The organism is Polymorphospora sp. NPDC051019 (assembly GCF_040683055.1).
Classification (GTDB): domain Bacteria; phylum Actinomycetota; class Actinomycetes; order Mycobacteriales; family Micromonosporaceae; genus Polymorphospora; species Polymorphospora lycopeni.
This window is the reverse complement of record NZ_JBFBCH010000001.1, coordinates 758,155-782,988: the sequence shown is the minus strand read 5'-3', so window position 1 is coordinate 782,988 and position 24,834 is coordinate 758,155. Positions and strand designations below refer to the sequence as shown.

26 protein-coding genes are annotated in these 24,834 nt (G+C 74.9%); 11 read left to right on the top strand and 15 right to left on the bottom strand.

Annotated features, from left to right (window positions below; genetic code table 11):
• Positions 1-5: 5 nt before the first annotated feature.
• The gene (locus AB0M79_RS03475; RefSeq protein ID WP_364207382.1) at positions 6-509 is read left to right on the top strand and encodes a hypothetical protein; all 504 of its coding nucleotides are present in this window, start codon (positions 6-8) and stop codon (positions 507-509) included.
• On the opposite strand, the gene AB0M79_RS03470 is transcribed toward AB0M79_RS03475, so the two are convergent.
• Genes AB0M79_RS03470 through AB0M79_RS03435 form a run of 8 tightly spaced genes read right to left on the bottom strand, consistent with a single transcriptional unit; the run spans position 499 to position 9,241 of the window.
• Positions 499-1,482 (bottom strand): DNA topoisomerase IB, encoded by a 984-nt coding sequence (locus AB0M79_RS03470; RefSeq protein WP_364207380.1) that lies wholly within the window; start codon positions 1,480-1,482, stop codon positions 499-501. The genes AB0M79_RS03475 and AB0M79_RS03470 overlap by 11 nt on opposite strands.
• On the bottom strand, positions 1,463-2,512 hold the full coding sequence (locus AB0M79_RS03465; protein ID WP_364207618.1) for a glycosyltransferase family 9 protein: 1,050 nt from the start codon (positions 2,510-2,512) through the stop codon (positions 1,463-1,465). The genes AB0M79_RS03470 and AB0M79_RS03465 overlap by 20 nt, the downstream gene beginning before the upstream one ends.
• On the bottom strand, positions 2,509-3,210 hold the full coding sequence (locus AB0M79_RS03460; protein WP_364207378.1) for an SDR family oxidoreductase: 702 nt from the start codon (positions 3,208-3,210) through the stop codon (positions 2,509-2,511). Before AB0M79_RS03460 ends, AB0M79_RS03465 begins: the two co-directional genes overlap by 4 nt.
• Positions 3,207-4,727 (bottom strand): PfkB family carbohydrate kinase, encoded by a 1,521-nt coding sequence (locus tag AB0M79_RS03455; protein WP_364207376.1) that lies wholly within the window; start codon positions 4,725-4,727, stop codon positions 3,207-3,209. The genes AB0M79_RS03460 and AB0M79_RS03455 overlap by 4 nt, the downstream gene beginning before the upstream one ends.
• Positions 4,724-5,404 carry an SIS domain-containing protein gene (locus tag AB0M79_RS03450; RefSeq protein ID WP_364207616.1) on the bottom strand — a complete coding sequence of 227 codons (681 nt, stop codon included), beginning with the start codon at positions 5,402-5,404 and terminating at the stop codon, positions 4,724-4,726. Before AB0M79_RS03450 ends, AB0M79_RS03455 begins: the two co-directional genes overlap by 4 nt.
• Positions 5,401-6,618: a glycosyltransferase gene (locus tag AB0M79_RS03445; RefSeq protein WP_364207374.1), complete on the bottom strand. Its 1,218-nt coding sequence runs from the start codon at positions 6,616-6,618 to the stop codon at positions 5,401-5,403. Before AB0M79_RS03445 ends, AB0M79_RS03450 begins: the two co-directional genes overlap by 4 nt.
• Positions 6,603-7,577 (bottom strand): glycosyltransferase, encoded by a 975-nt coding sequence (locus AB0M79_RS03440; protein ID WP_364207372.1) that lies wholly within the window; start codon positions 7,575-7,577, stop codon positions 6,603-6,605. The genes AB0M79_RS03445 and AB0M79_RS03440 overlap by 16 nt, the downstream gene beginning before the upstream one ends.
• Entirely contained in the window at positions 7,574-9,241 is a 1,668-nt protein-coding gene (locus AB0M79_RS03435; RefSeq protein WP_364207370.1) for an HAD-IIIA family hydrolase, read from the bottom strand. The genes AB0M79_RS03440 and AB0M79_RS03435 overlap by 4 nt, the downstream gene beginning before the upstream one ends.
• 145 nt (positions 9,242-9,386) lie before the next feature.
• Between AB0M79_RS03435 and AB0M79_RS03430 the strand changes: the two genes are divergently transcribed.
• Positions 9,387-10,157, top strand: coding sequence for a polyprenol monophosphomannose synthase (locus tag AB0M79_RS03430; protein WP_364207368.1), 771 nt, complete (start codon positions 9,387-9,389; stop codon positions 10,155-10,157).
• A gap of 89 nt (positions 10,158-10,246) precedes the next feature.
• Here AB0M79_RS03430 and AB0M79_RS03425 read toward each other — a convergent pair whose 3' ends face one another.
• From AB0M79_RS03425 to AB0M79_RS03415, 3 genes are all read right to left on the bottom strand, one after another.
• Complete coding sequence (locus tag AB0M79_RS03425; protein ID WP_364207366.1) at positions 10,247-10,960, bottom strand: maleylpyruvate isomerase N-terminal domain-containing protein; 714 nt, start codon at positions 10,958-10,960, stop codon at positions 10,247-10,249.
• A 105-nt stretch (positions 10,961-11,065) separates the two neighbouring features.
• Positions 11,066-11,566, bottom strand: coding sequence for a hypothetical protein (locus tag AB0M79_RS03420; protein ID WP_364207365.1), 501 nt, complete (start codon positions 11,564-11,566; stop codon positions 11,066-11,068).
• Positions 11,567-11,697: 131 nt separating this feature from the next.
• On the bottom strand, positions 11,698-13,302 hold the full coding sequence (locus tag AB0M79_RS03415; protein WP_364207363.1) for an NAD(P)/FAD-dependent oxidoreductase: 1,605 nt from the start codon (positions 13,300-13,302) through the stop codon (positions 11,698-11,700).
• A gap of 141 nt (positions 13,303-13,443) precedes the next feature.
• Here AB0M79_RS03415 and AB0M79_RS03410 point away from each other — a divergent pair, with 141 nt between their 5' ends.
• Positions 13,444-14,883, top strand: coding sequence for an aldehyde dehydrogenase family protein (locus tag AB0M79_RS03410; protein ID WP_364207361.1), 1,440 nt, complete (start codon positions 13,444-13,446; stop codon positions 14,881-14,883).
• A gap of 49 nt (positions 14,884-14,932) precedes the next feature.
• On the opposite strand, the gene AB0M79_RS03405 is transcribed toward AB0M79_RS03410, so the two are convergent.
• Positions 14,933-15,346, bottom strand: a complete 414-nt coding sequence (locus AB0M79_RS03405) for a ChaB family protein (RefSeq protein ID WP_364207359.1) — start codon at positions 15,344-15,346, stop codon at positions 14,933-14,935.
• 154 nt (positions 15,347-15,500) lie between these two features.
• On the opposite strand from AB0M79_RS03405, the gene AB0M79_RS03400 reads away from it, so the two are divergent.
• The 4 genes from AB0M79_RS03400 (at position 15,501) to AB0M79_RS03385 (ending at position 17,999) form a co-directional block, all read left to right on the top strand.
• Positions 15,501-16,514, top strand: coding sequence for a YihY/virulence factor BrkB family protein (locus tag AB0M79_RS03400; RefSeq protein WP_364207357.1), 1,014 nt, complete (start codon positions 15,501-15,503; stop codon positions 16,512-16,514).
• A gap of 47 nt (positions 16,515-16,561) precedes the next feature.
• Positions 16,562-16,972 carry a DUF2795 domain-containing protein gene (locus AB0M79_RS03395; protein ID WP_364207355.1) on the top strand — a complete coding sequence of 137 codons (411 nt, stop codon included), beginning with the start codon at positions 16,562-16,564 and terminating at the stop codon, positions 16,970-16,972.
• A gap of 115 nt (positions 16,973-17,087) precedes the next feature.
• Positions 17,088-17,552 carry an SRPBCC family protein gene (locus tag AB0M79_RS03390; protein WP_364207353.1) on the top strand — a complete coding sequence of 155 codons (465 nt, stop codon included), beginning with the start codon at positions 17,088-17,090 and terminating at the stop codon, positions 17,550-17,552.
• 201 nt (positions 17,553-17,753) lie between these two features.
• The gene (locus AB0M79_RS03385) at positions 17,754-17,999 is read left to right on the top strand and encodes a hypothetical protein (protein ID WP_357537855.1); all 246 of its coding nucleotides are present in this window, start codon (positions 17,754-17,756) and stop codon (positions 17,997-17,999) included.
• A 129-nt stretch (positions 18,000-18,128) separates the two neighbouring features.
• On the opposite strand, the gene AB0M79_RS03380 is transcribed toward AB0M79_RS03385, so the two are convergent.
• Positions 18,129-19,346, bottom strand: a complete 1,218-nt coding sequence (locus tag AB0M79_RS03380; RefSeq protein WP_357537857.1) for an MFS transporter — start codon at positions 19,344-19,346, stop codon at positions 18,129-18,131.
• Between the two features lie 155 nt (positions 19,347-19,501).
• Here AB0M79_RS03380 and AB0M79_RS03375 point away from each other — a divergent pair, with 155 nt between their 5' ends.
• Entirely contained in the window at positions 19,502-19,759 is a 258-nt protein-coding gene (locus AB0M79_RS03375; RefSeq protein WP_364207350.1) for a hypothetical protein, read from the top strand.
• A 122-nt stretch (positions 19,760-19,881) separates the two neighbouring features.
• Complete coding sequence (locus AB0M79_RS03370; protein WP_357537860.1) at positions 19,882-20,100, top strand: hypothetical protein; 219 nt, start codon at positions 19,882-19,884, stop codon at positions 20,098-20,100.
• 6 nt (positions 20,101-20,106) lie between these two features.
• On the opposite strand, the gene AB0M79_RS03365 is transcribed toward AB0M79_RS03370, so the two are convergent.
• A complete protein-coding gene (locus tag AB0M79_RS03365; protein WP_364207615.1) occupies positions 20,107-20,547 on the bottom strand; it encodes a hypothetical protein in 441 nt (146 codons plus the stop codon).
• Positions 20,548-20,703: 156 nt separating this feature from the next.
• Between AB0M79_RS03365 and AB0M79_RS03360 the strand changes: the two genes are divergently transcribed.
• Positions 20,704-21,081, top strand: a complete 378-nt coding sequence (locus AB0M79_RS03360) for a DUF6401 family natural product biosynthesis protein (RefSeq protein WP_364207348.1) — start codon at positions 20,704-20,706, stop codon at positions 21,079-21,081.
• A gap of 302 nt (positions 21,082-21,383) precedes the next feature.
• Here the strand turns inward: AB0M79_RS03360 and AB0M79_RS03355 are convergent, their stop codons facing one another.
• Positions 21,384-22,433 carry a hypothetical protein gene (locus AB0M79_RS03355; RefSeq protein WP_364207346.1) on the bottom strand — a complete coding sequence of 350 codons (1,050 nt, stop codon included), beginning with the start codon at positions 22,431-22,433 and terminating at the stop codon, positions 21,384-21,386.
• Between the two features lie 233 nt (positions 22,434-22,666).
• On the opposite strand from AB0M79_RS03355, the gene AB0M79_RS03350 reads away from it, so the two are divergent.
• Positions 22,667-24,832, top strand: a complete 2,166-nt coding sequence (locus tag AB0M79_RS03350; protein ID WP_364207344.1) for a SpoIIE family protein phosphatase — start codon at positions 22,667-22,669, stop codon at positions 24,830-24,832.
• Positions 24,833-24,834 lie beyond the last annotated feature (2 nt).

The following is a 24,834-nucleotide window of genomic DNA, read 5'->3' as shown; positions in this document are numbered from 1 at the left end:
ACGCCGTGACCGAGCAGCCGGTGTTCAGCACCTTCGGCTTCAGCGACGAGGAGTGGGGGCTGCTGGTCGGCCTGCCGCACGCGGTGCTGACCGCGGCGACGGCGGCGGAGACCGACAGCACCCGCCGGACCATGGCCGAGAACGCGGCCGGGCTGGAGGCGATCTCGACCGGACGGGAGGCGCCGAGCCCGCTGGTGTCGGCCATCGCGGTCGAACTCGTGTCCCGGGTCGGTGACCCGGAGACCGGTGAGGAACTGCCGCTCATCGCCCCGCCGGACCCGCGGGCGATGCTCGCCGACGTACTCGGGCGGGCCAAGGAGGCGGCGGCGCTGCTCGCCGCGAAGGCCGACGAGGGCGACGCCGGGGCGTACAAGCACTGGTTGCTGACCATCGCCGACGAGGTGGTGTCGGCGGCCCGAAGCGGCGGGGTGTTCGGCATCGGCGGCGAGGTCGTCACCGAGTCGGAGCGCCGGTTCCGCGACGAACTGTCGCACGTGCTCACCGATTGACCAGCAGCTCCAGCACGGCCCGCTCGGCGTCGTCGCGACTGTCCGGGTCGGCCACCTCGGCGACCACCCCGTCGTGGTAGAGGTCGACGATCCGGGGGTCCACGTAGGACGCCCGGGCCACGGTGGGGGTGTTGCCGAGCAGGCCGCCCACCTCGCGCATGACGGCCGTCACGGTCCGCCGCCGGGCGGTCGCCGAGGTCGCCGGGGCGGCGCCGGCCAGCCCGGTCGCGGCCCGGACGGTGGCGTGCCAGGTACGGAAGTCCTTGGCGGTCATCGCGCCGCCGCTGGCCTGCCGCAGGTAGCCGTTGATCTCGTCGCTGCGCACGTCGTACCAGTGCCGGCCGGCCCGGTAGCCGAACAGCCGGTCACCGGCGGCCCGACCGCGTCGCAGGTGGCGCAGCACGGCGCAGACGTCCCGGTCGGCCACCTCGCGGACCTGGGCGACGCCGCCCTTGGCCGGGAACTCCAGGACCATCCGGCCGGCCCGTGGCCGGGCGTGTTCGGCGCGCAGGGTCGCCACCCCGAACGTGGGATCGGCACCGGCGGCGTACTGGTCCCCGCCGACCCGGAACATGCCCATGTCGAGCAGCCGGGTGACGGCGGCCAGCACCCGTTCGCGGCGCAGGCCACGGCCGGCCAGGTCGACGGCGACCCGCTCGCGCAGCACCGGCAGCCGGGCGGCGACCTCGAGCACGCGGTCGAACTTGGCCTCGTCCCGCCGCACCCGCCACAGCGGGTGGTAGAGGTACTGCTTGCGGCCGGCGGCGTCGACGCCGGTGGCCTGGATGTGGCCGCACGGGTCGGGTGAGATCCAGACCTGCCGCCAGGCCGGCGGGATGGCCAGAGCGCGGAGCCGGTCGAGTTCGTCCGGCGCGGTGATCGGCCGGCCGTCGGGGTCGAGGAAGCTGACGCCACGGCCGCGTCGGCGCCGGCCGTACCCGGGGCGGCTCAGGTCAGTGCGCCGTAACCGCATCCCGCACCTGGCCGATCCGGTCCACCTCGGACACCGCCGCCACCACCTCGTCGGGGCCGACGGCCAGCAGCGCCGGGTGCGGCCGGTCCGCCGGTGCGGGCTCGCCGGCCAGGTCGGACCGCCACAGCACCCGGTGCCAGGGCCGGTCCGGCGGCGGCGCCCACCGCCGCGGCGGGACCGGGCCGAACAACACCACCGACGGGGTCCGGTACGCGGTGGCGAGGTGCGCGACGCCGGTGTCGCCGCTGATCAGCATCCGGCCGTACGCGACGAGGGTGGCCAGTTCGGCCAGGTCGGTGTGGCCGGCGAGTACGGCGTTCATCGGCAGCCCGGCGCCGCCGGCGACCTCCTCGGCGAGGTCGTGCTCGTCGGCCGACCCGGTGACCACGATGTGGTGGCCGAGCCCGTCCAGGGTCCGGGCCAGGGCGGCCCAGCGGTCGGCGGGCCAGCGCCGGGCGGGGTCCTTGCCGCCGGGGTGCACGATCGTCAGGCCGACCGGCAGCCAGGCCGGCGGGGGCCGGCGCAGCCCCAGGTCGCCGGGGTCGGTGTCGATGCCGTACCAGCGCAGCAGGCGGCACCAGCGCTGCACCTCGTGCTCGTCGTCGTTCCAGCGTGGACCGTCGAGGTGCCCGGCGGCGGGGCAGGCGAAGGCGAGCAGCCGCCCCGGGTTCGCGGCCAGCAGCAGCTCGTGCGACCGCGGGCCGTGCCCGTGCAGGTTGACCGCCACCTCCGGGGTCACCCCGTCCAGCGCCGCCCACTCCCCCGGCTCCGGGCCGGCGCCGGGTTCCGGGCCGCCGCCACCGCCGGGTTCCGGGCCGGCGCCGCCAGCGGGCTCCGGTTGCTCCGCCGGTCCCAGCCCTTCCACGGGAACCAGCCGGTCCACCACGCCGACCAGGTCGACCAGCGGCACCAGCCAGCGCGGCGCGGCCAGCACCAGGTCCTGGTCCGGGTAGGCGGCCTTCAGGCCGCGCAGCGCCGGCACCACCGTCGCGAGATCTCCGACCCCGAGGGCCCGCAGCACCAGGATCATGGGTACGACGTCTCCCGGTCGGCGCACAGCACCATCTCACGTACCGCGCTGCCGGGCGGCTGGCGCAGGGCGAAGACGACGGCGGCGGCCACCGCGGCCGGGTCGTTGAGCACCGCGTCGGCGCCCGGCCGGTACTGCTCCTCGCGGCCGGCGAAGAACGCGGTCCGCATCCCGCCCGGCACCAGCAGGGTGACCCCGACCGAGCCGGCGAGTTCGGCGGCCAGCGCGCGGGTGAACCCGACGACACCGAACTTGGCGGCGCAGTAGGCGGTGGCGTCGGCGACGGCCTTCAGGCCGAGTGTGGAGGCGACGGTGACCACGTGGCCGCGACGCTCGATCAGGGACGGCAGCGCGGCCCGGATGACGGCGGCGGTGCCGAGCAGGTCGACGGCCACCACCCGGTCCCAGTCGGCCGGGGGCACGTCGACCAGCGCGCCCGGCCGGTCCACCCCGGCCGCGGTGACCACCCCGTCGAACCCGCCGGCCGTCTCGGCCAGCCGCCGGGTGGCCTCCTCCGCGGCCCGGGTGTCGGCGAGGTCGCAGGCCAGCCACGGCACGCCCGGGGCCGGCTCCATCAGGTCCAGCACGCAGGGGCGGCCGCCGGCGTCGGCGATCGCGGCGACGACCGCCGCGCCGAGACCGCTCGACCCGCCGGTGACCAGTACGGAAGGGCCGCCGCCCGGTGCGGTCGCGGTCATCCGGCCGCCTCCCCGGCGCCGGCACGGGCCGCGGCGATCATCCGCGTGGTGGAACGGCCGTCGAGGTACGGCACGACGACGGTCTGCCCGCCCCAGCGCCGGACCAGGGCCGCCTCGGGCAGGTCGGGCTCGTCCCCGCCACCGCCGGCGTAGTCGCCGCCCTTGACCCACACGTCCGGACGCAGCCAGGACAGCACCGCGTGCGGGGTGGCCTCGTCGAAGATGACGACCGCGTCGACGCAGCCGAGCGCGGCCAGCAACCGGCTGCGGTCGCCCTGCGGCACGACCGGCCGGTCCGGCCCCTTCAGCCCGGCGACGCTGGCGTCGGAGTTGAGGCAGACCACGAGGCAGTCGCCGAGCCGGCGGGCCGCCTGGAGGGTGGCGACGTGGCCGGCGTGCAGTAGGTCGAAGCAGCCGCCGGTGGCCACCACCGTGCCGCCCCGGGCCCGTACGTCGGCGACCAGCGCCCCGGCCGCCACCGAGTCGCCGTCGGCGCCGTGGTGCCGTACCCCGGCGCCGTCGCCGCCGGGACCGTCCGGTGCGGCGGTGGCCGGCCGGTCACCGCACACGCCGGTCCCGGTCGGGCGCCGGTACGCGGCCTTCACCGCCGCGCCGCTGCCCGGTCCGGGCACCAGCACGGCACCGACGCCGCCCGCCGCGACGTACTCGCTCGCCTCGCGGACCGCCTCCTGCACGGCCTCGGAGACCAGCGCCCCCTGGGCCAGCGCACCGGTGGCGGTGGCGGCGAATAGGTCGCCGGCACCGCAGGTGTCGCCGTCGGCGTTGGCCGGCGCCGGCACCACCAGCGGTGTCGGGCCGGAGTGGCACAGCAGCGCGCCGTCGCCGCCCATCGTCACCGCGACCGCGCCGGCCCGCCAGCGCCGGCGCAGTTCCTCGGCGCCCCGGGAGGCGGTCGCCAGCCGGGAGCCGTCCGGGTCGTCGCCGGTGAGCTGCCGTACCTCGGTCTCGTTCGGCGTGAGCAGGCGGACGCCGGGCGCGGCGCGCGGGCCGCGCGGGTGCGGGTCCCAGACGACCGGGGCGGCGGTACGCGCCAGCGCGGCCCGCACCGCCGGTGCGGCGGCGACCCCGCGCCCGTAGTCGCTGACGAGGATCGCGGCGGCGCCGGCGAGCGCGGCCCGGGCGGCGGGCGGCGGCTCGCCGGGCCGGCCGGCGGCACCGCCGCGGTCGAGCCGCAGCAGCACCTGGCCGCGGGCCCGCAGCCGGATCTTCTCGGCGGTGGCGCCGGGCAGTGGCAGGACGTGCACCTCGATCCCGGCGTCGGCGAGCAGTTCGCGCAGCCGGGCCCCGCCGTCGTCGTCGGCGAACGCGGTGACCAGGGCGACGTCGAAGCCCTGCCGGGCGGCGAACAGCGCGGCCAGCCCGGCGCCACCGGGCCGGTCCAGCGTGGTCGCCTCCTCCAGCACCGGCACCGGCACGTCGGGGCAGAGCCGGGTGACCATCCCGTCCACGTCGCGGTCGAGCAGGGTGTCGCCGACGACGACCAGGCGGTGCGTCATGTGCTCACCTCGCTTGCCTCGGTTGGGGCACCGAGGCTGCGGATTCCCCCATTCCGGCCGGTCATGTGCTCCACCGTCGGCACGGTGCCGGAGAGGCCGCGCACGGCCGGCAGGTCACGGTCGACGTACTCGCACAGCACATGGGCCGACAGCAGGTGCAGTTCCTGCACGACCTGCGGTTCCGGCGACGGCACCGCGAGGACCTCGGTGCACAGTTCGGCGAGCGGGTTCGGGGCCGGGCCGGTCAGCGCCCAGCAGCGCAGGCCCTGTTCGTGGCCGGCCCGCGCGGCGGCGAGCAGGTTGGCGCTGCGGCCGCTGGTCGACAGCAGCAGCAGTACGTCGTCGGCCCGGCCGTGGGCGCGTACCTGGCGGGCGAAGACCTCCTCGTAGCCGTAGTCGTTGCCGATCGCGGTCAGCGACGACGTCTCGGCGCACAGCGCGATCGCCGACAGCGGGGTGCGGTCGTCGCGTAGCTTGCCGACGAGTTCGGCGGCCAGGTGCTGGGCCTCGGCCGCGCTGCCGCCGTTGCCGGCGACCAGCAGCCGGCCGCCGGTGCCCAGGGTCCAGGCCAGTTCGCCGCCCCACCGGCCGAGCAGGTCGGCGGCCTGCCGGAACGGCCGCAGCGCGGCGGCGAGCGCGGCGAGGTGGGCGTCGAGCACCGAGGGGGCCGCCATCAGGCGACCGCCCCGCTGGTGCGGCGCACGCCGACGACCGCCGAGTAGACGGTGCCGAGCTGGGCGGCGGCGCGCCGCCAGGTGTACGACTGCCGGGCGCGGTCGACGGCGGCGGAGGCGTACGCGAACCGGCGTACCCGGTCTTCGAGCAGGGCGTGGATCGCGGCACCGAGGGCGCGCGGGTCGCGGGGCGGCACCAGGTCACCGGTCAGGCCGTGGACGACGGTGTCGGTGAGCCCGCCGACGGCGGTGGCGACCACCGGTACGCCGCACGCCATCGCCTCCAGCGGGGTGAGGCCGAACGGCTCGTACCAGGGTGCGGCGACCAGCACGTCCGCCGAGCGGTACCAGTGCGGCATCTGGTCCGGGGGCACCGCGCCGACCAGGCGTACCCGGTCGGCGACGCCGAGCGCGACGGCGAACGCCCGCAGCCGGCGGGCGTGCGGGTCGTCGTCGAGCCGGGCGCCCGGCGGCCCGCCGACGACGACGCACTCGGCGTCGGGGATCAGCCGCAGCGCGGCGATCACGTCCTGGAAGCCCTTGCGTTCGACCAGCCGGCCGACGGTGAGGATGCGCGGCCGGCCCGGCTCGCGCGGGGCGACCGGCCCGGTCGGCGCGAAGACCTCGTCGTCGACGCCGGAGGGCACCACCACGATCCGGTTGCGGGGCACCCCCATCCGGACCAGTTCGCGCACCTCGTCGGCGCACTGCGCGACGACCCGGTCGACGGCCCGGCCGAGGGTGCGTTCGTAGCCGATCCGGCGCGGCGGGCTGGTGTCCATCGTGCCCTGGTGGCGGCGTTTGACGGTGCCGAGCGCGTGGTACGTCTGCACGACCGGCACCCCGGTCCGCCGGGCGGCGGTGACCGCGGCGAGCCCGCTCATCCAGAAGTGCGCGTGGACGACGTCGGGCAGCGGCTCGGCGCCGCCCCACCGCTCGCCCAGCCAGCGGCCGAAGTCGCCCATGTGCGGCAGCAGGGCGTCCTTGGGCAGCGGCTCGGCCGGGCCGGCGGGTACGTGCACGACGTACCCGCCGCCGGGCAGCGGCACGGCCGCCGGCAGGTCTGGCGAGTCCCGCCGGGTGTAGACGCGTACCTCGTGGCCGTCGCGGGCCAGTGCCGTCGACAGTTGCGCCACGTGCGTGTTCTGCCCGCCGGCGTCCTCGCCGCCGGGCACCGCGAGCGGGCTGGCGTGCTCGGAGATCATCGCGATACGCATACTTCCTCCTCCAGCAACCGGTCCCAGTCCGCCAGGAACCGGTCCAGGCCGTAGCGGGTGCGGGCGACCTCGCGGGCGCGCGCCCCGAGCCGGCCGGCCGCCTCCGGTTCGTCGATCAGCCACCGGGCGGCGTCGACGAGGGTGTCGACCCGGGTCGACAGCACGCCGGCCTGGGCCGGGACCGCCTCGACCGCCTCGGTGCTGGCCAGGGCGAGCACCGGCATGCCCATCGCCATCGCCTCGACCAGGCTGAGCCCGAGCGACGTCCACCGGCACAGGTGCAGGTAGGCCCGGCGCTTCGCCACCTGGGCGTGCATCCGGTCCTGCGGTACGTCGTCGTGGACGGTGAGCCGGTCGACGGGCAGCCCGAGCCTGCCCGGCAGCCCGGCCACCCCGAGCCCGTAGACGTCGAGCGGGGCGACCGCCGCGAAGCGGGGCATCAGGTCGGTGCCGGTGACCCGCCAGCGGCGTACCGGCTCGTTGGTGACCACGGCGAGCCGGTCGAGTTCGCCGGTCCAGCGCGGGACCGGTTCGACCACCCCGTGCTCGATGACGGCGGTCCGGGTCGCCCCGGTGTCCCAGAACAGCTCGTTGAAGTGGGTGACGTGGGCGACGAGCAGGTCGTCGCGGTCGGCGAACGGGTGCCGGCTCTGCGGCACCTCGCCCTTGGGGGTGTTGTGCTCGACGTAGACCGCCGGCAGGTCGCGGCCGATCCGGCGGCCGAGCCAGGTGTGGACGAGGTCGACCTCCTCGGGGCGTTGCAGGAGGACGACGTCGATGTCCTCGCGGGCCAGCCGCTCGGCGGTGACCTCCCGTACGGTGTCCGGCCAGTCGTAGGTGCGGGCCCGGCCGAGCCCGTACGTGTCCCGGGCGGCGTTGACCGGCACGAGGTAGCGGTGTCCGCCGTGCACGAGCGCGGTGGTCCAGGAGCCGTGCACGTGCCAGAGGAGGATGTTCACCCGGCACCCGCCACGGGGGCGCCGGCCGGTACGCCGATCAGCCGGACCGCGTCGACGACGCTGTCCGGCTCCACCTTCGACAGGCAGGGGTGGCCGGTGACCGGGCAGGTCGTGGCGCGGGTGTGCCGGCAGGGGGCGGCGGCGTCGCCGAGCCGGACCCACGGCACCCGGTACGGCCCCCACTGTCCGAAGGAGACGGTCGGGGCGAACAGGCTGACCACCGGGGTGCCGACGGCGGCGGCGATGTGCGCCGGCCCGGTGTTGCCGACGACGAGGGCACCGGCGCCGGCGATGATCCGGACCAGGTCGGGCAGTGCGGTCCGGCCGCCGAGGTCGATCCCGGCGGTGCCGGCGACCCGGGCGCACAGTTCGCGCTCGCCCGGACCACCGGTGACCACGACCCGGTGACCGGCACCGGCGAGCGCCCGGACGATCTGTTCGCAGCGGGCCGGCGGGCAGGCCCGGGCCGGCACCGACGAGCCGGGGTGCACGACGACGTACGGCCGGGCGGCGGGGCCGGGGCCGATCCGCAGCCGCAGCACGGGTTCGTCGCCGTCGGGCAGCGCGAAGCCGGCGGCGGCCGCCAGCGACAGGGCCCGTTCCGGTTCGGGGATGCCGAGCGGCACCCGGTGCCGTACGTCGAGCAGCGAACCGGGGTAGTCGTCGCTGATCGCCGCGATCCGCCGTACGCCGGCCATCCGCAGCACCAGGGCCAGCGGCAGCGCCGACTGGTGGAAGGAGGTGAACAGCACCGCCTCCTGGACGCCGGTCGCGGCGAGCCGGTCCGTCAGCCGGCCGACCTGCTCGCGGTCGACGGCCGCCGGGTCGGGGTCGATCCACGGCAGCGACCACTCGACGATCTCGTCGACGCCGGGCAGCAGTTCCGCGGCGGCCCGGCCGCGCGGGCCGCACAACATCACCACCCGGTCGGCGCCGGCCGCCACCGCCCGGATCGCCGGACCGGTGACCAGCACGTCGCCGGCCGAGTCGGGGCGGGCGACCAGCACCCGGCGCGGGCGGGTCCGCCCGCCGGCCCGCGCCCCGCCGACCAGGCGCTGGCGGCGCAGGATCAGGTCGGCCGCGCCGCGCAGGTCCCCGGCGACGGCCGGGGCGGCGGCGATCTCCTCCGGCCGGGTCACCGGGGTCGGCACCAGTACGCCCGCCGCTCCGGCGGCCCCGGCCGCGGTCATGTCGCGGCCGATGTCGCCGACGACGACGCACCGGCCCGGTACGGTCCCGAGTGCCCGGGCGGCGTCGATCACCAGCCCGGGCGCCGGTTTGCGGCACCGGCAGCCGGCCGGCACTTCAGCGTCGGCGGCGGGTTCGTCGTGCGGGCAGACCTGCCAGGTGTCGAACGGGCCGAGCAACTCCTCGATCCGGGCGTTGACCCGGGCGAGGTCGGCCGCGGTGAAGTGGCCGCGGGCCAGCCCGGACTGGTTGGTGACCACACCGAGCCGCAGCCCGGCGGCGCGCAGCCGGTCGAGCGCCTCCCGGGCGCCGTCGAACGGGCGTACCCGGTCCGGGTCGCCGTTGTACGGCACGTCGTGCACGAGCGTGCCGTCGCGGTCGAACAGCACCGCGTCGAACAGGACGGCGCCCGTACGCGGGTGTCCGGCGCGTCGCGCGCCGGATCCACCTCCGGGATCGACCTGCTGAGCTGGCACTTCGGCCGGGTTCCCGGGGCCGGGGCGAGTAAACCTGGCGTCGCGCGGGTCGGCCGCGCCACCGCGCCGGGGTGGCGGACTGCGGCACCGGCGTGGGGTGACTACCCTCTGCGGAGGAAATGTCAGCCTATAGAGGATGCCTTTCATGATCGAGCCCGTGCAGTTACCCACGCCGTGGTGTGACGCGCGCGTCACCGTGGTCGTGCCGACCTACAACGAGGCGGGCAACCTGCCCGTCCTGGTCGAGCGGCTGCTCACACTGCCGTTGCCGGGGTTGCACATCCTGGTGGCCGACGACAACTCCCCGGACGGCACCGGCGAGGTGGCCGACAAGCTGGCCAGCGACCATCCGGAGCGGATCACGGTGGTGCACCGGCCGGGCAAGGAGGGGCTGGGCCGGGCGTACGTCGACGGGATCGGTCGGGCGCTCGAGGCCGGTGCCGACTACGTGGCGCAGATGGACGCCGACCTGTCGCACCCGCCGGAGGCGCTGCCCGGGATGCTGGGCACCCTGCTGTCCACCAGGGCCGGCGTGGTGATCGGTTCGCGCTACGTGCCGGGCGGCCAGCTCGACGAGGCGTGGCCGCTCTACCGCCGCGCGCTGAGCGGCTGGGCCAACTTCTACGTGCACTCGCTGCTGCGGGTCCGCATCCGGGACCTGACCGCCGGGTTCAAGATCTGGCGCGCCGACGTGCTGCGCGACATCGACCTCGGCCGGGTGCAGTCCAACGGCTACAGCTTCCAGGTGGAGATGCACTACCTGGCCACCCGGCTCGGGCACACCGTGCTGGAGGTGCCGATCCGGTTCGCCGACCGCCTCGACGGCATCTCGAAGATGACGACCGCGACCAAGGTGGAGAGCGCGTTGATGCCGTTCCGCCTGCGCCGCAAGCACCGCGGCGTCGGCCGCGCCTGACCCGCCCCGGTCCGCCCGCCGGCCGGCATCCGCGCCGCCCGTCGCCGGTACGCCGGTGGCGCCGCGGGCCCGACCGGGTCGCGTCCCGTTCAGGCCAGCACCACCAGTGCCTCGCGGATGTCGTCGGGTAGCGCGCCGTCGCCCAGGCGGTCGGCGACCGCCTCGACGAAGTCGCTCTCGGAGAGCCGGGCCCGCTGCCCGGCGAGCCGGATCACCTCGATCCCGCCGTCCGGGGTGACGACCACCCCCTGGCCGGCCTCGGCCACCGCGAGCCGGGCGAACCGTACCCGCCACTGGAGCCGCTCCTCGCGTTCGGTGGGCGACTGCGGCACCCCGGCGTCGTCGGCGTGCGTGGCGAGTTCACTGGCCAGGTAGAACACCTGACGGCCGACCGGATAGTCGCCGGCGGCCGTCTGGAGCGTGCCGCGCTCGCCGCGCTCGCGCAGCCGGCGGCGGTTGTCGGCCGAGGCGGCCCGCCATTCGGCGAGCAGCGTCTCCGGCGGCAGGCCGGCCCGCCGGGCGATCCCACGGGCGTTGCGGTCGTCCAGGTCGGCCCCGCCGAGGTCGTCCTCGAACTCCTCGACCCTGCCGTTGAGCCCGGCGTGCGTGTAGTCCTCGGTGGTGGTCAGATGGGCGAGCAGGTCGCGCCGGTCCCAGCCCGGGCACCGGGTGGGGGCCGACCAGCCGGTGTCGGACAGCCCGCGGTAGAAGGCGTCCACCCGGGCCGCCTCGGTGTCGAGGACGTCGAACGGGTCGATGCCGGCCATCTCCGTCAGGTCGGCCGGGTCGGTCGCAGGGGTCATGGCGCCACCTCCATGACCCGGGTATGCCCCGGCCGGGCCGGTCTCATTCCCCGGCCGCACCGGCGGCGTGGCGCCGCCGCTGCGGCGGCGCCACGCGCGGGCCGGTCAGCAGCCGCAGGTGTAGTAGAGGATGTCCCAGTGGCTGCCTTCCTTGGTGTAGAGGTTGCCGGAGGCCGCCCGGTACTGGTGTCCCCAGCCGGAGATGTAGCCGACGTAGGTGTAGGACCGGGTGATGTAGTTCTCCACGCAGGTGCTCAGCCGGATGTCCACCTTGTAGCCGTTCCAGTGGCTGTAGGTGCCGCTGGCGTGTCCGGTCTCGGTGCCGGCGGTGATGGTGACCGCGCAGCCGCTGGCCCGCTTGAAGGTGATGATCCCGGTGATCGTCGCCTGGCGGATGCCGTCGAACGACGTACACGTGGGGACGTTGCGGTTGCTGCATCCGCCGCTGGACGTCCAGCTGATGCCGGCGGCGCTCAGCTGCGACGTCGCGCTGGAGTGGGTGATGGCATGGGCGGGGGTGGAGAAGCCGAGGGCGGTGACGGTGGCGGCGAACACCGCGACCAGCAGGGTGAGCACGCGTCGGGTCGCGCGGCGGGTGGGTGTCATGGGAACTCCGGTTCTCGGGTGGGGGTTTTCTACATGACATGGGTCAACCCTGCAACTTTCCTACCAGAGATCGACGATCTTGCATAGATGGGATCGCCGGTCATCGCCGCGCGATCCGCACATTCCGACTTTCAGCGGTAGATCGCCCGGTGGGCGGCCGAGACCGCCGCCGCGTACAGGCCGCCGCCGACCGCCCGGTCCCGGGCCAGCGCCGCCCGCGCCGCGTTCGCGCCCGGGCCGCCGTGCACCCCGCCGCCCGGATGCGCCGACGCGCTCGCCAGGAAGAGCCGGTCGACCGGGGTGTCCGCCCGCCCCAGCCCGGGCACCGGCCGCAGCACGAACTGCTGGTACGCCGCCGACGTACCGCCGCCCAGCGCCCCGCCGACCAGACTCGGGTCGGCCCGCTCCAGATCCCCGGGGCCGGCCACGTGCCGGCCGACGACGAGCCGGCCGAACCCCGGCGCGTACCGTTCGAGCACCGCCTCCATCCGGGCCACGTGCGCGACCACCTCCGCGCCGTCCCACGCCCGCCGGAACGGCAGGTGGGTGTACGCCCACAGCGCCTGGGTACCCGCCGGTGACCGGGTCGGGTCCGCCGTGGACATCTGCCCGACCAGCAGGAACGGTTCCGCCGGCAGCACACCGCGGGCCAGGTCGGCGGCGAACCCGGTCAGCCCGTCGAGGTCGCCGCCGAGGTGGACGGTGCCGGCGCCGGCCGCCGCCGGATCGGTCCACGGCACCGGCCCGGACAGCGCCCAGTCGACCTTCACCGTCGAGCCGTCCCACCGGAAGTGGGCCAGGTCGTCCACCAGCCGCGGCGGCAGCCACCGCCGCCCCACCAGGTCCAGGAACAGGGCCGGCGCCGACACGTCGGCCACCACCGCCCGCCGGGCCCGGCACATCGTGCCGCCCCGGGTCCGTACGCCGACCGCCCGCCCCCGCGCCACCAGCACCCGGTCGACCGGCATGCCGTACGCGATCCGGCCGCCCCGGGCCCGCAGCCGGGTCACCAGCGCGTCGGTGAGCCGCTGCGCCCCGCCGACCGGCACCGGCCAGCCGACCTGCTGGCCCAGCATGGTCAGCAGCCAGCCGTACACGCCGCTGCCGACGTCGAGCGGGGACAGGTCGGTGTGCAGGGCGCAGCCGGCCATCAGCAGCGGGCCGCCCTCGCCCCGGAACAGTTCCGCGCCCAGCGTCCGCGCCGGCAGCGCCAGCCGGCGGGCCAGCCGCAGCGCGCCGGCCGTACGCAGCCGGGCCAGCAGGGCCAGCCCGCCCCGCACCGGCGGGATCGGAGTGAACAGCGCCGACAGCAGCGGCCCGGACAGCGCCCGCCACTCGTCGTACGCGGCGAGCCAGCGGTCGCCGTCGCCCGGCGCGAACCGCTCCAGCGACGCCGCGGTGCGCGCCGGGTCCCGGTTCAGCACCGCGCCCCGGCCGTCGGGCAGCAGGTGGGCCAGCACGTCCGGGGCGTGCGTCCAGCGCAGCCCGGACGCCTCCAGGTCGAGCCGGCGGATCACCGGCGAGGCGTACGCGAGCGGGTAGAACGAGCTGAACAGGTCGTTGAGGTAGCCGGGTGCGGTGATCTCGGCCGACCGCACGGCGCCACCGGCCGCAGCGGTCGCCTCCAGCACCAGCACGTCCCAGCCGGCGTCGGCCAGCAGGTTCGCGGCGACCAGCCCGTTGGGGCCCGCCCCGATCACCAGAGCGTCGGCGCCCTGCGCATCCACGCTTCCCATGCCCGATGATTCTGCCGGCTCTGCCGGCCTGGCCGATGATTCTGCCGGCTCTGCCGGCCTGGCCGATGATTCTGCCGGCTCTGCCGGCCCGCCCGATGATTCTGCCGGTTTGCCGGCGCCTTCTGCGGGGACTACGGGCGGATGTACGAGGTGGAACAGCTCATCGGCGCGCAGTGGAAGCCGGCCGGGGACAACGGCCGGTTCGAGGTGGTGGACCCGGCCGACGGCAGCCCGGTCAGCTCCGCGCCGTCCGCCGTCGGCGCCGACCTGGACGCCGCGGTGAAGGCGGCGCGGGGCGCCGCGCCCGGCTGGGCGGCGAGCACCCCCGCCGTACGGGCCGCCGCGCTGCACCTGGCGGCCGACGCGATCGAGGACGCGGCCGACCGGATCGCCGACGCGCAGACCGCCGAGATGGGCAAGCCCCTCGCCGGTGCCCGGGCCGGCATCCAGGCGGGCGTCGCCACCCTGCGGCAGTACGCCGAACTCGGGCCGTTGCACGGCGGCCGGACGCTGGCCGGGGCGGCGGAGGCGATCGACCTGGTGACGTACCAGCCGAGGGGTGTCGTCGCGGTGATCACGCCGTGGAACGACCCGGTCGCGGTCTCCTGCGGGCTGCTCGGCGCGGCCCTGGTCACCGGCAACACGGTGGTCCACAAGCCGAGCGAGCGCACCCCGGCGACCGGCTGGCTCCTCGTCAAGCTGCTGGCGGAGCACCTGCCGCCCGGCGTGCTCTCGCTCGTCACCGGCGACGGCGCGGTCGGTGCCGCGCTGGCCGGCCGGCAGGTCGACCTCGTCGCGCACGTCGGCTCGACCGCCGCCGGGCGGTCGATCGCCGCCAGTTGCGCCGGCACCGGCGCCAAGGCGCTGCTGGAGAACGGCGGCAGCGACCCGCTGATCGTCGACGCGGACGTGGACCCGCGCTGGGCCGCCGACCAGGCCGCGATCGGCGCGTTCGCCAACTCGGGGCAGCTCTGCGTCGCCGTCGAGCGCATCTACGTGCACCGTACGGTCGCCGACCGCTTCCTGGCCGCGCTGGTGGGCCGTTGCCGCGAGATGCGGGTCGGCCCGGGCCGCGACCCGCGCTCCGAACTCGGGCCGCTGGTCGACCGCCGGCACCGCGAGCACGTGCACGCCCAGGTGACCGCCGCGGTCGCGGACGGCGCCGACGTGCTGTGCGGCGGGACCGTGCCCGACGGGCCGGGCGCCTTCTACCCGCTGACGGTCCTCGCCGGCTGCGCCGACGACATGGCGGTGATGCGGGAGGAGACGTTCGGCCCGATCGCACCGGTGCTGGTCGTCGACTCGTACGACGAGGCGCTGTCGCGGGCCGGGCGGTCGCCGTACGGGCTGGCCGCCACCGTGCTGACCGGCTCGATGGCGAACGCGCAGCGGGCCTGGCGGGAACTGCCGGTCGGCACCGTCAAGGTCAACGCCGTCTTCGGCGGGGCACCGGGCGGGGCCGCGCACCCGCGCCGCGCCAGCGGGGAGGGATTCGGCTACGGCCCGGAACTGCTCGACGAGATGACGGTCGCCAAGGCCGTCCACATCGAACCGCCCGGCGGCCCGGCGGTGCGCTGGTGACGTACCGGACGGAGCCGGCGGCCGGGCGGACGCCCGGCCACCGGACCGGTCAGGATCTCTTCTTCTTCTCGCGGGCCTGCCGGGTGCTGCGGTCGTTGGCCTTCTGCAACGCCTTGACCAGCTCCGGCTTCGTCATGCTGGACCGGCCCCGGACGTCGGCCCGGGCGGCCAGGTCCATGAGGTGTTCCTTGGACGCGTTGGCGTCCACCCCGCCGGCGGTCGGCGTCCGCCGTTGCGGGCCACCACCGGCCGCCTGCTCGTCGCTCGGGCCCTTGCCCGACTTGGGCTCCCAGTGGTCGCCGACCTTCTCGAACGAGTGCTTCAGCGCGGCGAACGCGACCCGGTGCGACCGCTCACCCTCGCCGTACGTCTCGACGGCCGAGTCGTGCGTCTTCGACCAGGTGCGCTGGGCCTTGTCCGGCGAACGCTGGAGCGTGCTCGGCAGCTCGTCACGCGCGGGCATGTCGGACCTCCTCGCCTAGAAGATGCTCGACTGGCTGCGTTCCCCGCCGCCGAGCGGCCAAACCATGACGGGTTTGTCCAGGTCCGCCCGGGGGTACGGCCACCGCAACCAGCGGCGGGGGGTCGCCGCTGCCGAAGCAGCAGGGAGTTGGGCGATGGCCACGACGACGCACCCGCCGGCCCGACCGCGCGACCGGCAGCGCAAACTGCCCCGCCAGCTGCGCCAGTTGCGCTGGTCGACGTGGAAGGGTGTGCTGGTCCGCAGCGCCAAGGAGTTCGGCAAGGACAACTGCACCGACTGGGCGGCCAGCCTGACGTACTACTCGGTCCTGGCGATCTTCCCGTCGCTGGTCGTGGTGGTGGCCCTGGTCGGCCTCGTCGCCCGGGGCGGCGACGCGGTCGACACCATCCTCGGCATCGCCGAGGACCTCGGCGCCGGCTCGGTGGTGGCCAGCGGCGGCGTACGCGACGCCATCGACGGTGTCGTCAACCAGCAGAGCTCCGCCGGGGTGCTGCTGAGCTTCGGTCTGCTCGGTGCCCTCTGGTCGGCGTCGGGCTACGTCGGCGGCTTCACCCGGGCGGCGAACGCGATCTACGGCGTCAAGGAGGGCCGGCCCTTCTACAAGCTGCGCCCGCTGCAGCTCGGCGTCACCGTCGTCACCCTGGTGCTGCTGGCCGCGAGCGTCGTCATGCTCATCGTCAGCGGCCCGGTCGTCGACGCCGTCGGCGACGCGCTCAACCTCGGCGGCGCCGCCCGGACCGCGTGGGCGATCGCCAAGTGGCCGGCCCTGGTGCTGATCGCACTGCTGCTCCTGGCGTTGCTCGGCTGGGTGGCGCCCAACGTGAAGCAGCCCAGGTTCCGCTGGCTCACCCCCGGCGGCCTGGTGACGCTGCTGGCGGCGGCGGTGATCTCGTTCGGCTTCGGGCTCTACGTCGCCAACTTCGCGTCGTACGACGCCACGTACGGCAGCCTCGGCGCGGTCATCGCCTTCCTGATCTGGATCTACCTGATCAACATGGCGGTGCTGTTCGGGGTCGAGGTCAACGCGGAGATCCAGCGGGGCCGGGCGATCCAGGGCGGGGTCGAGGACGCCGAGAAGGACCCGGTGCTACCGGAACGCGCCCCGGCCGACGACCGGTCGCGGACGTCCTCTTCACGCGGCTCCTGATCGGCGGAAATCGTTTAGCGCGGACGCGGCCGGGTAGCGACTAGGTCATGGAACGTGGCAACAGCAAACACGGACCACGACTGGACGACCAGATGAACCGGGAGGTCGCCGGCACCGTCGCCGGGAAGGCCGGCGCCCGCGCGGAACCGTGGCGCGAGGCCGAGCCGTCCGGTGAGGACCAGCCGCCGGTCAGCCGGGTCCCCGGCGGCGAGAACCAGACCGGCGTCCCGCAGGGCATGACGCCCGCCGAGGTCGAGCAGCGCAGCCGGCTGGGCCGCTACATCAGCCTGTCGGCGCTGCCCGGCGACCGGGAGACGCTGCGGCACAGCGCGCGGGACAACGAGGCGCCCGACGACGTGCTCGCCGAGCTGGACCGGCTGCCGTCGGACACCGAGTTCCGCACGGTATCCGAGGTCTGGGCCGCGTTGGGTCACGCGAACGAGTCGACGCGCTGGTAGCCGCGGTCCCGTACCCGACGGTCGTTCCTTCCGGCCCCGGCCGGTCCACGTCCACGCCCGTCCAGTCCCGTCCCGTCTAGGGCCGTCCAGGACTGTCGATCAAGGAGGAAGTCACATGGGTTCGGTCACCAAGTCCGTTGACGTCGCGGTACCGGTTCGTACCGCGTACGACCAGTGGACCCAGTTCGAGGAGTTCCCCCACTTCATGGAAGGGGTGAAGGAGGTCCGCCAGCTCACCGACACCAAGACGCACTGGAAGACCGAGATCGCCGGTGTGAAACGCGAGTTCGACGCGGAGATCACCGAACAGTTGCCGGACGAGCGCGTGGCCTGGAAGTCGACCGGCGGCATGAAGCAGGCGGGGGTCATCACCTTCCACCGCCTCGACGCCAACCACACCAGGGTCACCGCGCAGATGGACCTCGAGCCGCACGGCATGGCCGAACAGGCCGCCGACAAGCTCGGCATGATCGACATGCGGGTCAAGGGTGACCTGGACCGCTTCAAGAAGTTCATCGAGGGCCGCGGCGGCGTGGAGACCGGCGCCTGGCGCGGCGAGGTGAACCGGTCCGAGCCGTAGCGGGGCGGGATCAGCGGCGGCCGCCGGCGGGTTCGACCCGCCGGCGGCCGCCGCGTCGCGTGCCGGCGGCGCCGTTACGTTCTTCCCCCCGGGTGCGACCAAGGGCTTCGGCCCCGACCCCCGGGTACGACCAGGGCTTCGGTGCCCGGCCCCCGGGTGCGACCAGGGTTTCGGCCCCCGGCCCCCGGGTACGACCGGTGAATGACCGACGAGACCTGGCGTGACGAGCAGCGACTGCCGCTTAAGGACCTCACCGAGGCGATGGCGACCTGGGACACCGACGGCCAACTCGACGACGTCACCGGCAACGACGCGGGTGCCGAGGCGGCCTTCGGCCACGGCGCGGAGGCCGAGGAGCTGGAGAGCACCCCGGCCGGCCGCGAGAAGCTGACCGACAACCAACGCGCCGACCGCCCGTCCACCACCGGCCGCTCCGGCCCGCACTGACCCGTACGTTAAACGGCGCGCGCCTTTCTGCGCGTTGAGCCGCGCGCCGAACCGCGGCGTCGAACCGCGCGTTGAATTGCGCGTCGATCAAGGAGAAGGCGTGCCCGGGCTGCGGCCCTTGTCGCGTGACTAGTCCTTGATCAGCGCTGCCGGGTGGGGACGGCGGCGAGGGCGGCGGCTGGCTGCGGAGTAGAGGGCGAGCAGGGCCGCCGAGAGCACGACCAGGGCCGGGCCGAGCAGTTCCACGTCGACCCGGCCCAGCAGCACGCCCACGCCGGCCGGAATCGCCGCCCCGCCCAGCCCCGCCGCACCGATCTGCAACCCGATCGTGCGGTCGGCGTGCCCGGCCCCGACCCGCTCGGCGGTGGTCAGGGTGAGCAGCGGGAACACCGGCGCGGCGCCGAACCCGATTATCGCCAGCCCGGCGACGGCGACCCAGCCGGAGGCGGGCAGGGCCACCAGCACCGCGCCGGCCACCATCGCGACCAGGCTGCCGGTGAGCACGGTCGACGTACCGAGGCGCTCGGCGACCACTCCCTGTACCACCCGGCCGACGAAGAGGCTGGCCCAGTAGCCGGACACGCAGACGCCGGCCACCGTCGCGCTCAGGCCGCGCCCCTCGGTCAGCAGCAGGTACGCCCACAGCCCCGCCGTCACCTCGACGGCGACGTACACCGCGAACGCCAGCACGCCGAACCACACCGCCGGCAGGGCCAGCGTCTCCCGTACGGGCACCCGCGCGGGCCGGGCGGAGGGCTCCTCGCCCGGGCCGGTGGCCGGCTGCCGGCGGCTCCAGGCCCGCACCGTCAGCACGAAGGCCACTGCCAGTACGGCCTGCGCCGCCGCCACGACGCCGTACCCCCATCGCCAGGAGGATCCGGTGGCCAGCACGGTCGTCATGATCAGCGGGCCGAGGGCGACGCCGAGGCCGAAGAACGCGTGCATCCAGTTCATATGCCGTGGACCGAACGCCCCCGCGGCGTAGGCGTTGAGGCCGGAATCGATCGCACCGCCGCCGAACCCGAGCAGCAGTGCACAGCCGATCAGCAGGGCGTACGCCGGGGACGCCGCGTAGCCGACGAGGGCGAGGCAGGTCAGGCCGGTGCTGCCGGCCAGCAGCCAGCCGACGCCGAGCCGGCTGATGGTGAAGCCGGCGGCGACGCTCGAGGTCAGGTAGCCGGCGGTACTGGCGGTGAGCAGCAGGCCGACGGCCTCGGTGGGTACGGCGAAGCCCGCGCTGATCGACGGCCAGCCGACGCCGAGCAGGCCGTCGGGCAGGCCGAGGCTGACGAACGCGAAGTATGCGAGCAGGAGCAGGGACAGCCGGGGTGTGGTTGGGGCGGACACAGCCCCCGATCTTGCCGCAGGGAAAACGCTCTCGCACACCGCCCCGCCGAGCCGTCCCCACCCCTCGTTCCCCCTATGACGCCGGGGTCGCGCGCTGAAATACGCCGATACGCATAGGGGTTGGCCGGCCCGTACGCATGCCCGACAGTGATGGCATGACAGAGCTACTGCCCTTCCTGGGCCTGGGTCTCCTCATCCTGGTGGTCGCCCTCGTGGGGCGCTACATGTCGGTCTCCCGGGCCGGCCGCGGCTCGCCCGCCCCCGCCCGCCGGTCCCGCCGAGGCGGTGACGACGGTGGTGTCGGCGACAGCGGCGACAGCGACAGCGGTGGCGGCGGCTGGAGTTGGGGCGGCGACGGTGGTGGTGGTGGTGGTGGCGGCGGTGGGGACGGCGGTGGCGGCGGCGGAAGCTGACAACACGGACCAACTTTCGGCAACCACCAGATCACCGACAGTTGCTGGCAGACCGGACAGACAACCCCGACTTCGACCGAACGGCCGAGGGCAATCCGGTTTCTCCGGGGCAAACTTTTCGAATGCGTCAAGCCCCCGGATTCCTCTCTCCGCGTCAGCGCCGCTGGGCCTGGTTCGGTTTCGTGCTGACCGCGCTTCAGGCCCCCGTCGCCGCCCGCCTGGTCAGCGACGACTCGTGGCTGTTCAGCGTCGTCGTCGCGCTGATGGTCGCCACGGTCATCCTGGCCGACGACGCCATGCGGCGTCGGCCGGCCGACGCCGGTCCCAGCAGCTTCGAATAGCGGGAGTCACCCCGCCGGTCGCGCCTCGTGCCCGGCGAGCCCCTTCGTCCGGCGCCGCTCCTTCATCTCCGCCTCGAAGAGATGGCGCCGTCCACCCGCCAGGTCGTCGCGGGCCCACGCCTCCAGGTCACGAAACGTCGCATGGTAGCCGTCGTCGTAGTCCTCGACGATCTGGAAGGTCCATCGTCCGGCGATCACGTTGCGGCCGATCAGCTCCCGTTCGATCCGGTCGGCGACCCCGTGGTGCCCGGCCCGCCGGAAGAGCTCGACGGCCTCGTCGAGCTGCAGGTCGGCGTGCCCGGTGAGCTGGTGCATCGAATAGAGGTGCCCGCGGGCCCGCTCGGTCGTCTCGAGCGCCTCGCTGAGCTTGCCCAACGCGGCCACGGTCACGTCGTCCAGGTCGGCCGGGCGCCGGTGCGCCTGGTCGGGGCCGTCGTCAGCCACGATGTCTCCTTCCGGGTACGGGTGTCGGCTGTCCCCACACCACTACCCGGGCGGGGGTTGCGGTACGCGGATACGACCCACAGATTCAGCCGCCCGCCGGCCGGTCCCCACCGACCGACCGAGGTCGACGGACTGGCCGGTTGACTAGCCTCGGTCTCCATGACAGCCCTGTTCAACGGCGCTTCCGCACGCCGCGCGAATCGCTCCGCACGCTCCGTGCTGGCCGATTTGCAGGTAAGTGTCGGTGTCGCCGGCCTCGCCGCCGCCGCCGCGCACCCGAGGCTGCTCGCCAGCGTCGACCAGCACGCGGCGGCCGTACGGGACAGCCTTCTCGGTGACCGCCGGCCGCTGACCCCGGTCGCGCTCGCCGGCTACGCCGAAGGGGTACGCGACGCCGCACTCCAGCACGGCTGGCGCCTGCCGCAGGGCCCGGTCGACTGGTCCGCCGGCCCGGACTGGGTACTGACGAGGCTGCTCGCGGTGTGCGCCCTGGCCCGCGCCGCCGACCGCCCCGCCGTCACACCACCGGCCGGCTGAGCCACCCGACCGCCCCACCACGCCCCTCACCCGCAGAGACCGCACCGCATCCGGACGACGCCACGCCGTGCCGACACCGCACTCGGACCGCGCCGCACCGGGGCGCCGCACCGGGCCGGGCCGCCGCGTCGCATCAAGGGGCCGCGCCGATCAAGGGGATACATTCGACAATTCGCCCCGCACAGGCCACGACTATTCCTTGATCAGCCCCAGCCCCAGCTCGGCTGGGTGCAGCCCGGACCGGCCGCACCAGGCGGCCCGGCCGAACCGCAGGGTCCGGCCGGGCCGCCTTCGTGGCGCGGTTACCGGTCGCTACGGTCCGGCGGCATGATCCGCTGAGTGTCGTCGATGGCCGCCGGCCGTTCGGTGCCCGGCGGGGTGGCGCTACCGGACCGGTACACCGCCTGGGTCCGGGTCGCGTCACCGGACATCGGCTGCTCACCCGTCATCGGCTGACCACCGGCCATCGGCTGACCACCCGCCATCGGCTGACCACCGGGCTGGCTGCCCGCCATCGGCTGGGCCGGCCCGCCGGACATCGCGGGCGAGCCCGCCCCCTGCGGGATGACCTGGGTACGGTCGGCGTCCGCCGGGGCCGGCGTCCGGTCGGCCATCTGGCGCCGCATGTCCTCCTGACCGGCGGCGTACGCGGCGGCCTTGTCCCGGATCACCTGCGACTCGGCGGCGGCCCGGTCGAGCCAGCCCTCCCAGCGCTGCTGCATCGGCTTCACCAGTCCGCCGCCGACGCCGACGATGAGGATGCCGGCGACGGTGGCGAGCACCGCCACCAGGACCGGGGTGGTGACCGTGGTCGCGATGCCGATCTGGTTCAGCGCGGCGATCACGCCGAGCGCGACGATGAACGCCGAGGCCAGGTTGGCCAGCAGGCGGCCGTACGACAGTCCGCCGAGGGCGCCGGCGATCAGGTCGCGGACGGCGCTGGCGATGGCGGCGGCGACCACCACGATGACGATCGCGACGAAGGCACGGGGCAGCCAGGCGACCACGCCGGCGATCAGGTCGCTGATCGGGTTGGGTCCCCAGACCCCGAACGCCAGTTGCAGGGTCAGCAGCAGTACGGCGTAGTAGGCGAGCCGGGCGAGGATGTCGCTGGCGTCGTACCTGGTGCGCTCCAGTGCCCGACCGATGCCGCCGCGCTCCACCGCGCGGTCGAAGCCGACGCGTTCGAGCACCCGGTCGACGATCTTGAGAACGAAGCGCGCGATGATCCAACCGATCACCAGGATCGCGACGAAGGCGATGGCCTTCGGGATGAATAGCAGCACCGATCGCCACATGTCAGTCAGCGCGGCCCCGATGTCGACCTGCCGCGCGGCCATCGTCTCGGACATCTGGTCCCCTCCTGTCGCATGGCCTTCCGGCGTTCCCATACCCTGCCGATCATCGCGCCAATCACGATCAGTTACTGGCATTTCCGACAAAACGGATTCGGGTGTCAACGGCCGAACAGTCAGCGCAGACAGGTCTGGACCCACGATCGGGTGAATCCGCCTCGACCCGCTCCCTGAGCTGCGGCGTCTCCACCGATCGGGCCGGACTCGATTCCGCCGGATAGGCTGCTCCCATGCCAGCCACGGCAGGGCGCACACCCGCGGTTCCCGTATCCGTGCCCGCCGCCCGTACGGCCGGCGGGCCGCACGCGGACGCCCGGCCGGCCCGCCCCTGGTCGCAGACCGGGCTCGGCGACCCGTCCGGTTGGGATCCCGCGCTACGCGCCATCGTCGACCTGGTGCTCGGGTCGCCGGTCGCGATGGCACTGATGTACGGCGACGACCTGACCCTGGTCTACAACGACGCCTACGCGGCGGTGCTCGGGGTCAAGCATCCCGAGGCGTTCGGCCGGCCGGCCCCCGAGGTGCACGCCGACGTCTGGGCGATGCCGGGCGTCGGTGACGTCTTCGAGCGGGTGCGTCGCACCGGTGAACCGTTCCTGGAGACCGAGGCGGCGCTGCCGGTGATCCGGGCCGCGGCCGGCACCCTGGAGCACGCGGTCTTCACCCGCGGCCTGTCGGCGGTCCGCGACAGCCACGGCCGGATCGTCGGTGTGCTCACCGTCGCCGCCGAGACGACCCAGGTGACCCGGCGGTTGCAGGACCTCGGCGAACTCGCGTCGGCGCTGTCGGCGACCCTCACCCTCGACGACGTCGCCCGGGTGGTGCTGCGTTACGCCGTGTCGTCGCTCGACGTCGACCAGGCGTCCTTCGGCGTCGACGACGGCGGCGGGTGGCGGACCACCCGCCGGGTACGCGGCGAGGTCATCGACGAGGCCGACGAGCGGCTCCCCCCGCTGTGGCGGCGGCTGTCCGGCGACTCGGCGGCGCCGCTGATCGTCGCCGCCTCCGACGGCACCGCGACGTTCCGCAGCGACGGCCAGCCGCTGCGGCGCACCGCCCTGGACCGGCACGACCAGAAGGTACGCGCGCTGGCCGCACTGCCGCTGCGCAGCGCGTCGCTGCGGGGTGCGCTCACCTTCGGGCTGGAGGCCGCCCATCCGTGGCCGCCGGCCGAGCGGGCCCTGCTCGCCGCGACCGCCGAACTGGTCGCCCAGGCGGCCGAACGGGCCCGGCGGTTCGAGACCCAGCACGGCACCGCGCAACTCCTCCAACGCAGCATGCTGCCCGAGCACCTGCCCGACATCCCCCGGTTCCGGATCGCCGCCCGCTACGAGGCCGGTGTCGACGGCAACGCCGCCGGTGGCGACTTCTACGACGCGTTCCCGCTGGCCGGCGGGAAGCTGGCGATCGTCCTCGGTGACGTCGCCGGGCACGACGTGCGGGCCGCCGCGCTGATGGGCCAGGTACGCGCCGCGTTGCGGGCGCTCGCGCTGACCGACCCGGACCCGGCGTCGGTCCTGCTCGGCCTGGACCGGCTGGTCGCCAACCTGGCCGCCGAGATGCGCAGCGACGAGATCTTCGTGACCGTCACCTACGGGGTCGCCGACCCCGAGGTGGGCCGGCTGACGCTGGCCAGCGCGGGACATCCCGCTCCCCTGCTGCGCCGGTCGGGCAGCGGGCGGGAGCCGGCGCCGGCCGCCGGATACCTCGACGTACCGCCGGGGCCGCCGCTCGGCCTGGGCGGGCGACGGACCGCCGTCGCCGTCGACTTCGCCCCCGGTGACACGGTGCTGCTGTTCAGCGACGGTGTCGTCGAGCGCCGCGACCGCGGTCTCGCCGAGGGGTTCGACACCCTCGCCGCCGCAGTGTCGGCGGCCGGTGGCTCCGACCCGCGCAGCCTGTGCGCGGTCGCCGCCGGTGCGGTGCCCGGCCCGACCGAGGACGACGTCGCGGTTCTGGCCGTCGAGCACGCCAGCAAGCCGAGCCGGTCGGCCGGTATCCGGGTGCCGGCCGAGCCGACCGCACCGGGCCGGGTACGGCACTGGATGACCGCCCAGCTCACCGAGTGGGCGGTGCCGGAGCCGGTCGTCGCGGCGGCGGTGCTGTGCACCAGCGAGCTGACCACCAACGCGCTCCTGCACGCCGGCACCTCGGCCCGGGTGGAGATCGACCTGAGCCCGGAACGGCTGCTGGTGTCGGTCGCCGACCGGGGCACGCGGGGCACGGTGACCAGGACACAGACCGATCGGCTGAGCAGCCGGGGCCGCGGGTTGTCGCTGATCGAGCAACTGAGCGATGCCTGGGGCACCGATCCGACCGTACGGGGGTCCACCGTATGGTTCGAGATCCTCATCCCCGGCGGTCCGGCAGGAGTCACCCCCGCCGCCGACGGGTAGGG

Coding starts and splice junctions, on each gene's coding strand:
- AB0M79_RS03470 (WP_364207380.1), bottom strand. CDS start 1,482: ATGCGGTTACGGCGCACTGACCTGAGCCGCCCCGGGTACGGCCGGCGC.
- AB0M79_RS03465 (WP_364207618.1), bottom strand. CDS start 2,512: ATGATCCTGGTGCTGCGGGCCCTCGGGGTCGGAGATCTCGCGACGGTG.
- AB0M79_RS03460 (WP_364207378.1), bottom strand. CDS start 3,210: ATGACCGCGACCGCACCGGGCGGCGGCCCTTCCGTACTGGTCACCGGC.
- AB0M79_RS03455 (WP_364207376.1), bottom strand. CDS start 4,727: ATGACGCACCGCCTGGTCGTCGTCGGCGACACCCTGCTCGACCGCGAC.
- AB0M79_RS03445 (WP_364207374.1), bottom strand. CDS start 6,618: ATGCGTATCGCGATGATCTCCGAGCACGCCAGCCCGCTCGCGGTGCCC.
- AB0M79_RS03430 (WP_364207368.1), top strand. CDS start 9,387: ATGATCGAGCCCGTGCAGTTACCCACGCCGTGGTGTGACGCGCGCGTC.
- AB0M79_RS03425 (WP_364207366.1), bottom strand. CDS start 10,960: ATGACCCCTGCGACCGACCCGGCCGACCTGACGGAGATGGCCGGCATC.
- AB0M79_RS03420 (WP_364207365.1), bottom strand. CDS start 11,566: ATGACACCCACCCGCCGCGCGACCCGACGCGTGCTCACCCTGCTGGTC.
- AB0M79_RS03415 (WP_364207363.1), bottom strand. CDS start 13,302: ATGGGAAGCGTGGATGCGCAGGGCGCCGACGCTCTGGTGATCGGGGCG.
- AB0M79_RS03410 (WP_364207361.1), top strand. CDS start 13,444: ATGTACGAGGTGGAACAGCTCATCGGCGCGCAGTGGAAGCCGGCCGGG.
- AB0M79_RS03405 (WP_364207359.1), bottom strand. CDS start 15,346: ATGCCCGCGCGTGACGAGCTGCCGAGCACGCTCCAGCGTTCGCCGGAC.
- AB0M79_RS03400 (WP_364207357.1), top strand. CDS start 15,501: ATGGCCACGACGACGCACCCGCCGGCCCGACCGCGCGACCGGCAGCGC.
- AB0M79_RS03395 (WP_364207355.1), top strand. CDS start 16,562: ATGGAACGTGGCAACAGCAAACACGGACCACGACTGGACGACCAGATG.
- AB0M79_RS03390 (WP_364207353.1), top strand. CDS start 17,088: ATGGGTTCGGTCACCAAGTCCGTTGACGTCGCGGTACCGGTTCGTACC.
- AB0M79_RS03385 (WP_357537855.1), top strand. CDS start 17,754: ATGACCGACGAGACCTGGCGTGACGAGCAGCGACTGCCGCTTAAGGAC.
- AB0M79_RS03375 (WP_364207350.1), top strand. CDS start 19,502: ATGACAGAGCTACTGCCCTTCCTGGGCCTGGGTCTCCTCATCCTGGTG.
- AB0M79_RS03370 (WP_357537860.1), top strand. CDS start 19,882: ATGCGTCAAGCCCCCGGATTCCTCTCTCCGCGTCAGCGCCGCTGGGCC.
- AB0M79_RS03360 (WP_364207348.1), top strand. CDS start 20,704: ATGACAGCCCTGTTCAACGGCGCTTCCGCACGCCGCGCGAATCGCTCC.
- AB0M79_RS03355 (WP_364207346.1), bottom strand. CDS start 22,433: ATGTCCGAGACGATGGCCGCGCGGCAGGTCGACATCGGGGCCGCGCTG.
- AB0M79_RS03350 (WP_364207344.1), top strand. CDS start 22,667: ATGCCAGCCACGGCAGGGCGCACACCCGCGGTTCCCGTATCCGTGCCC.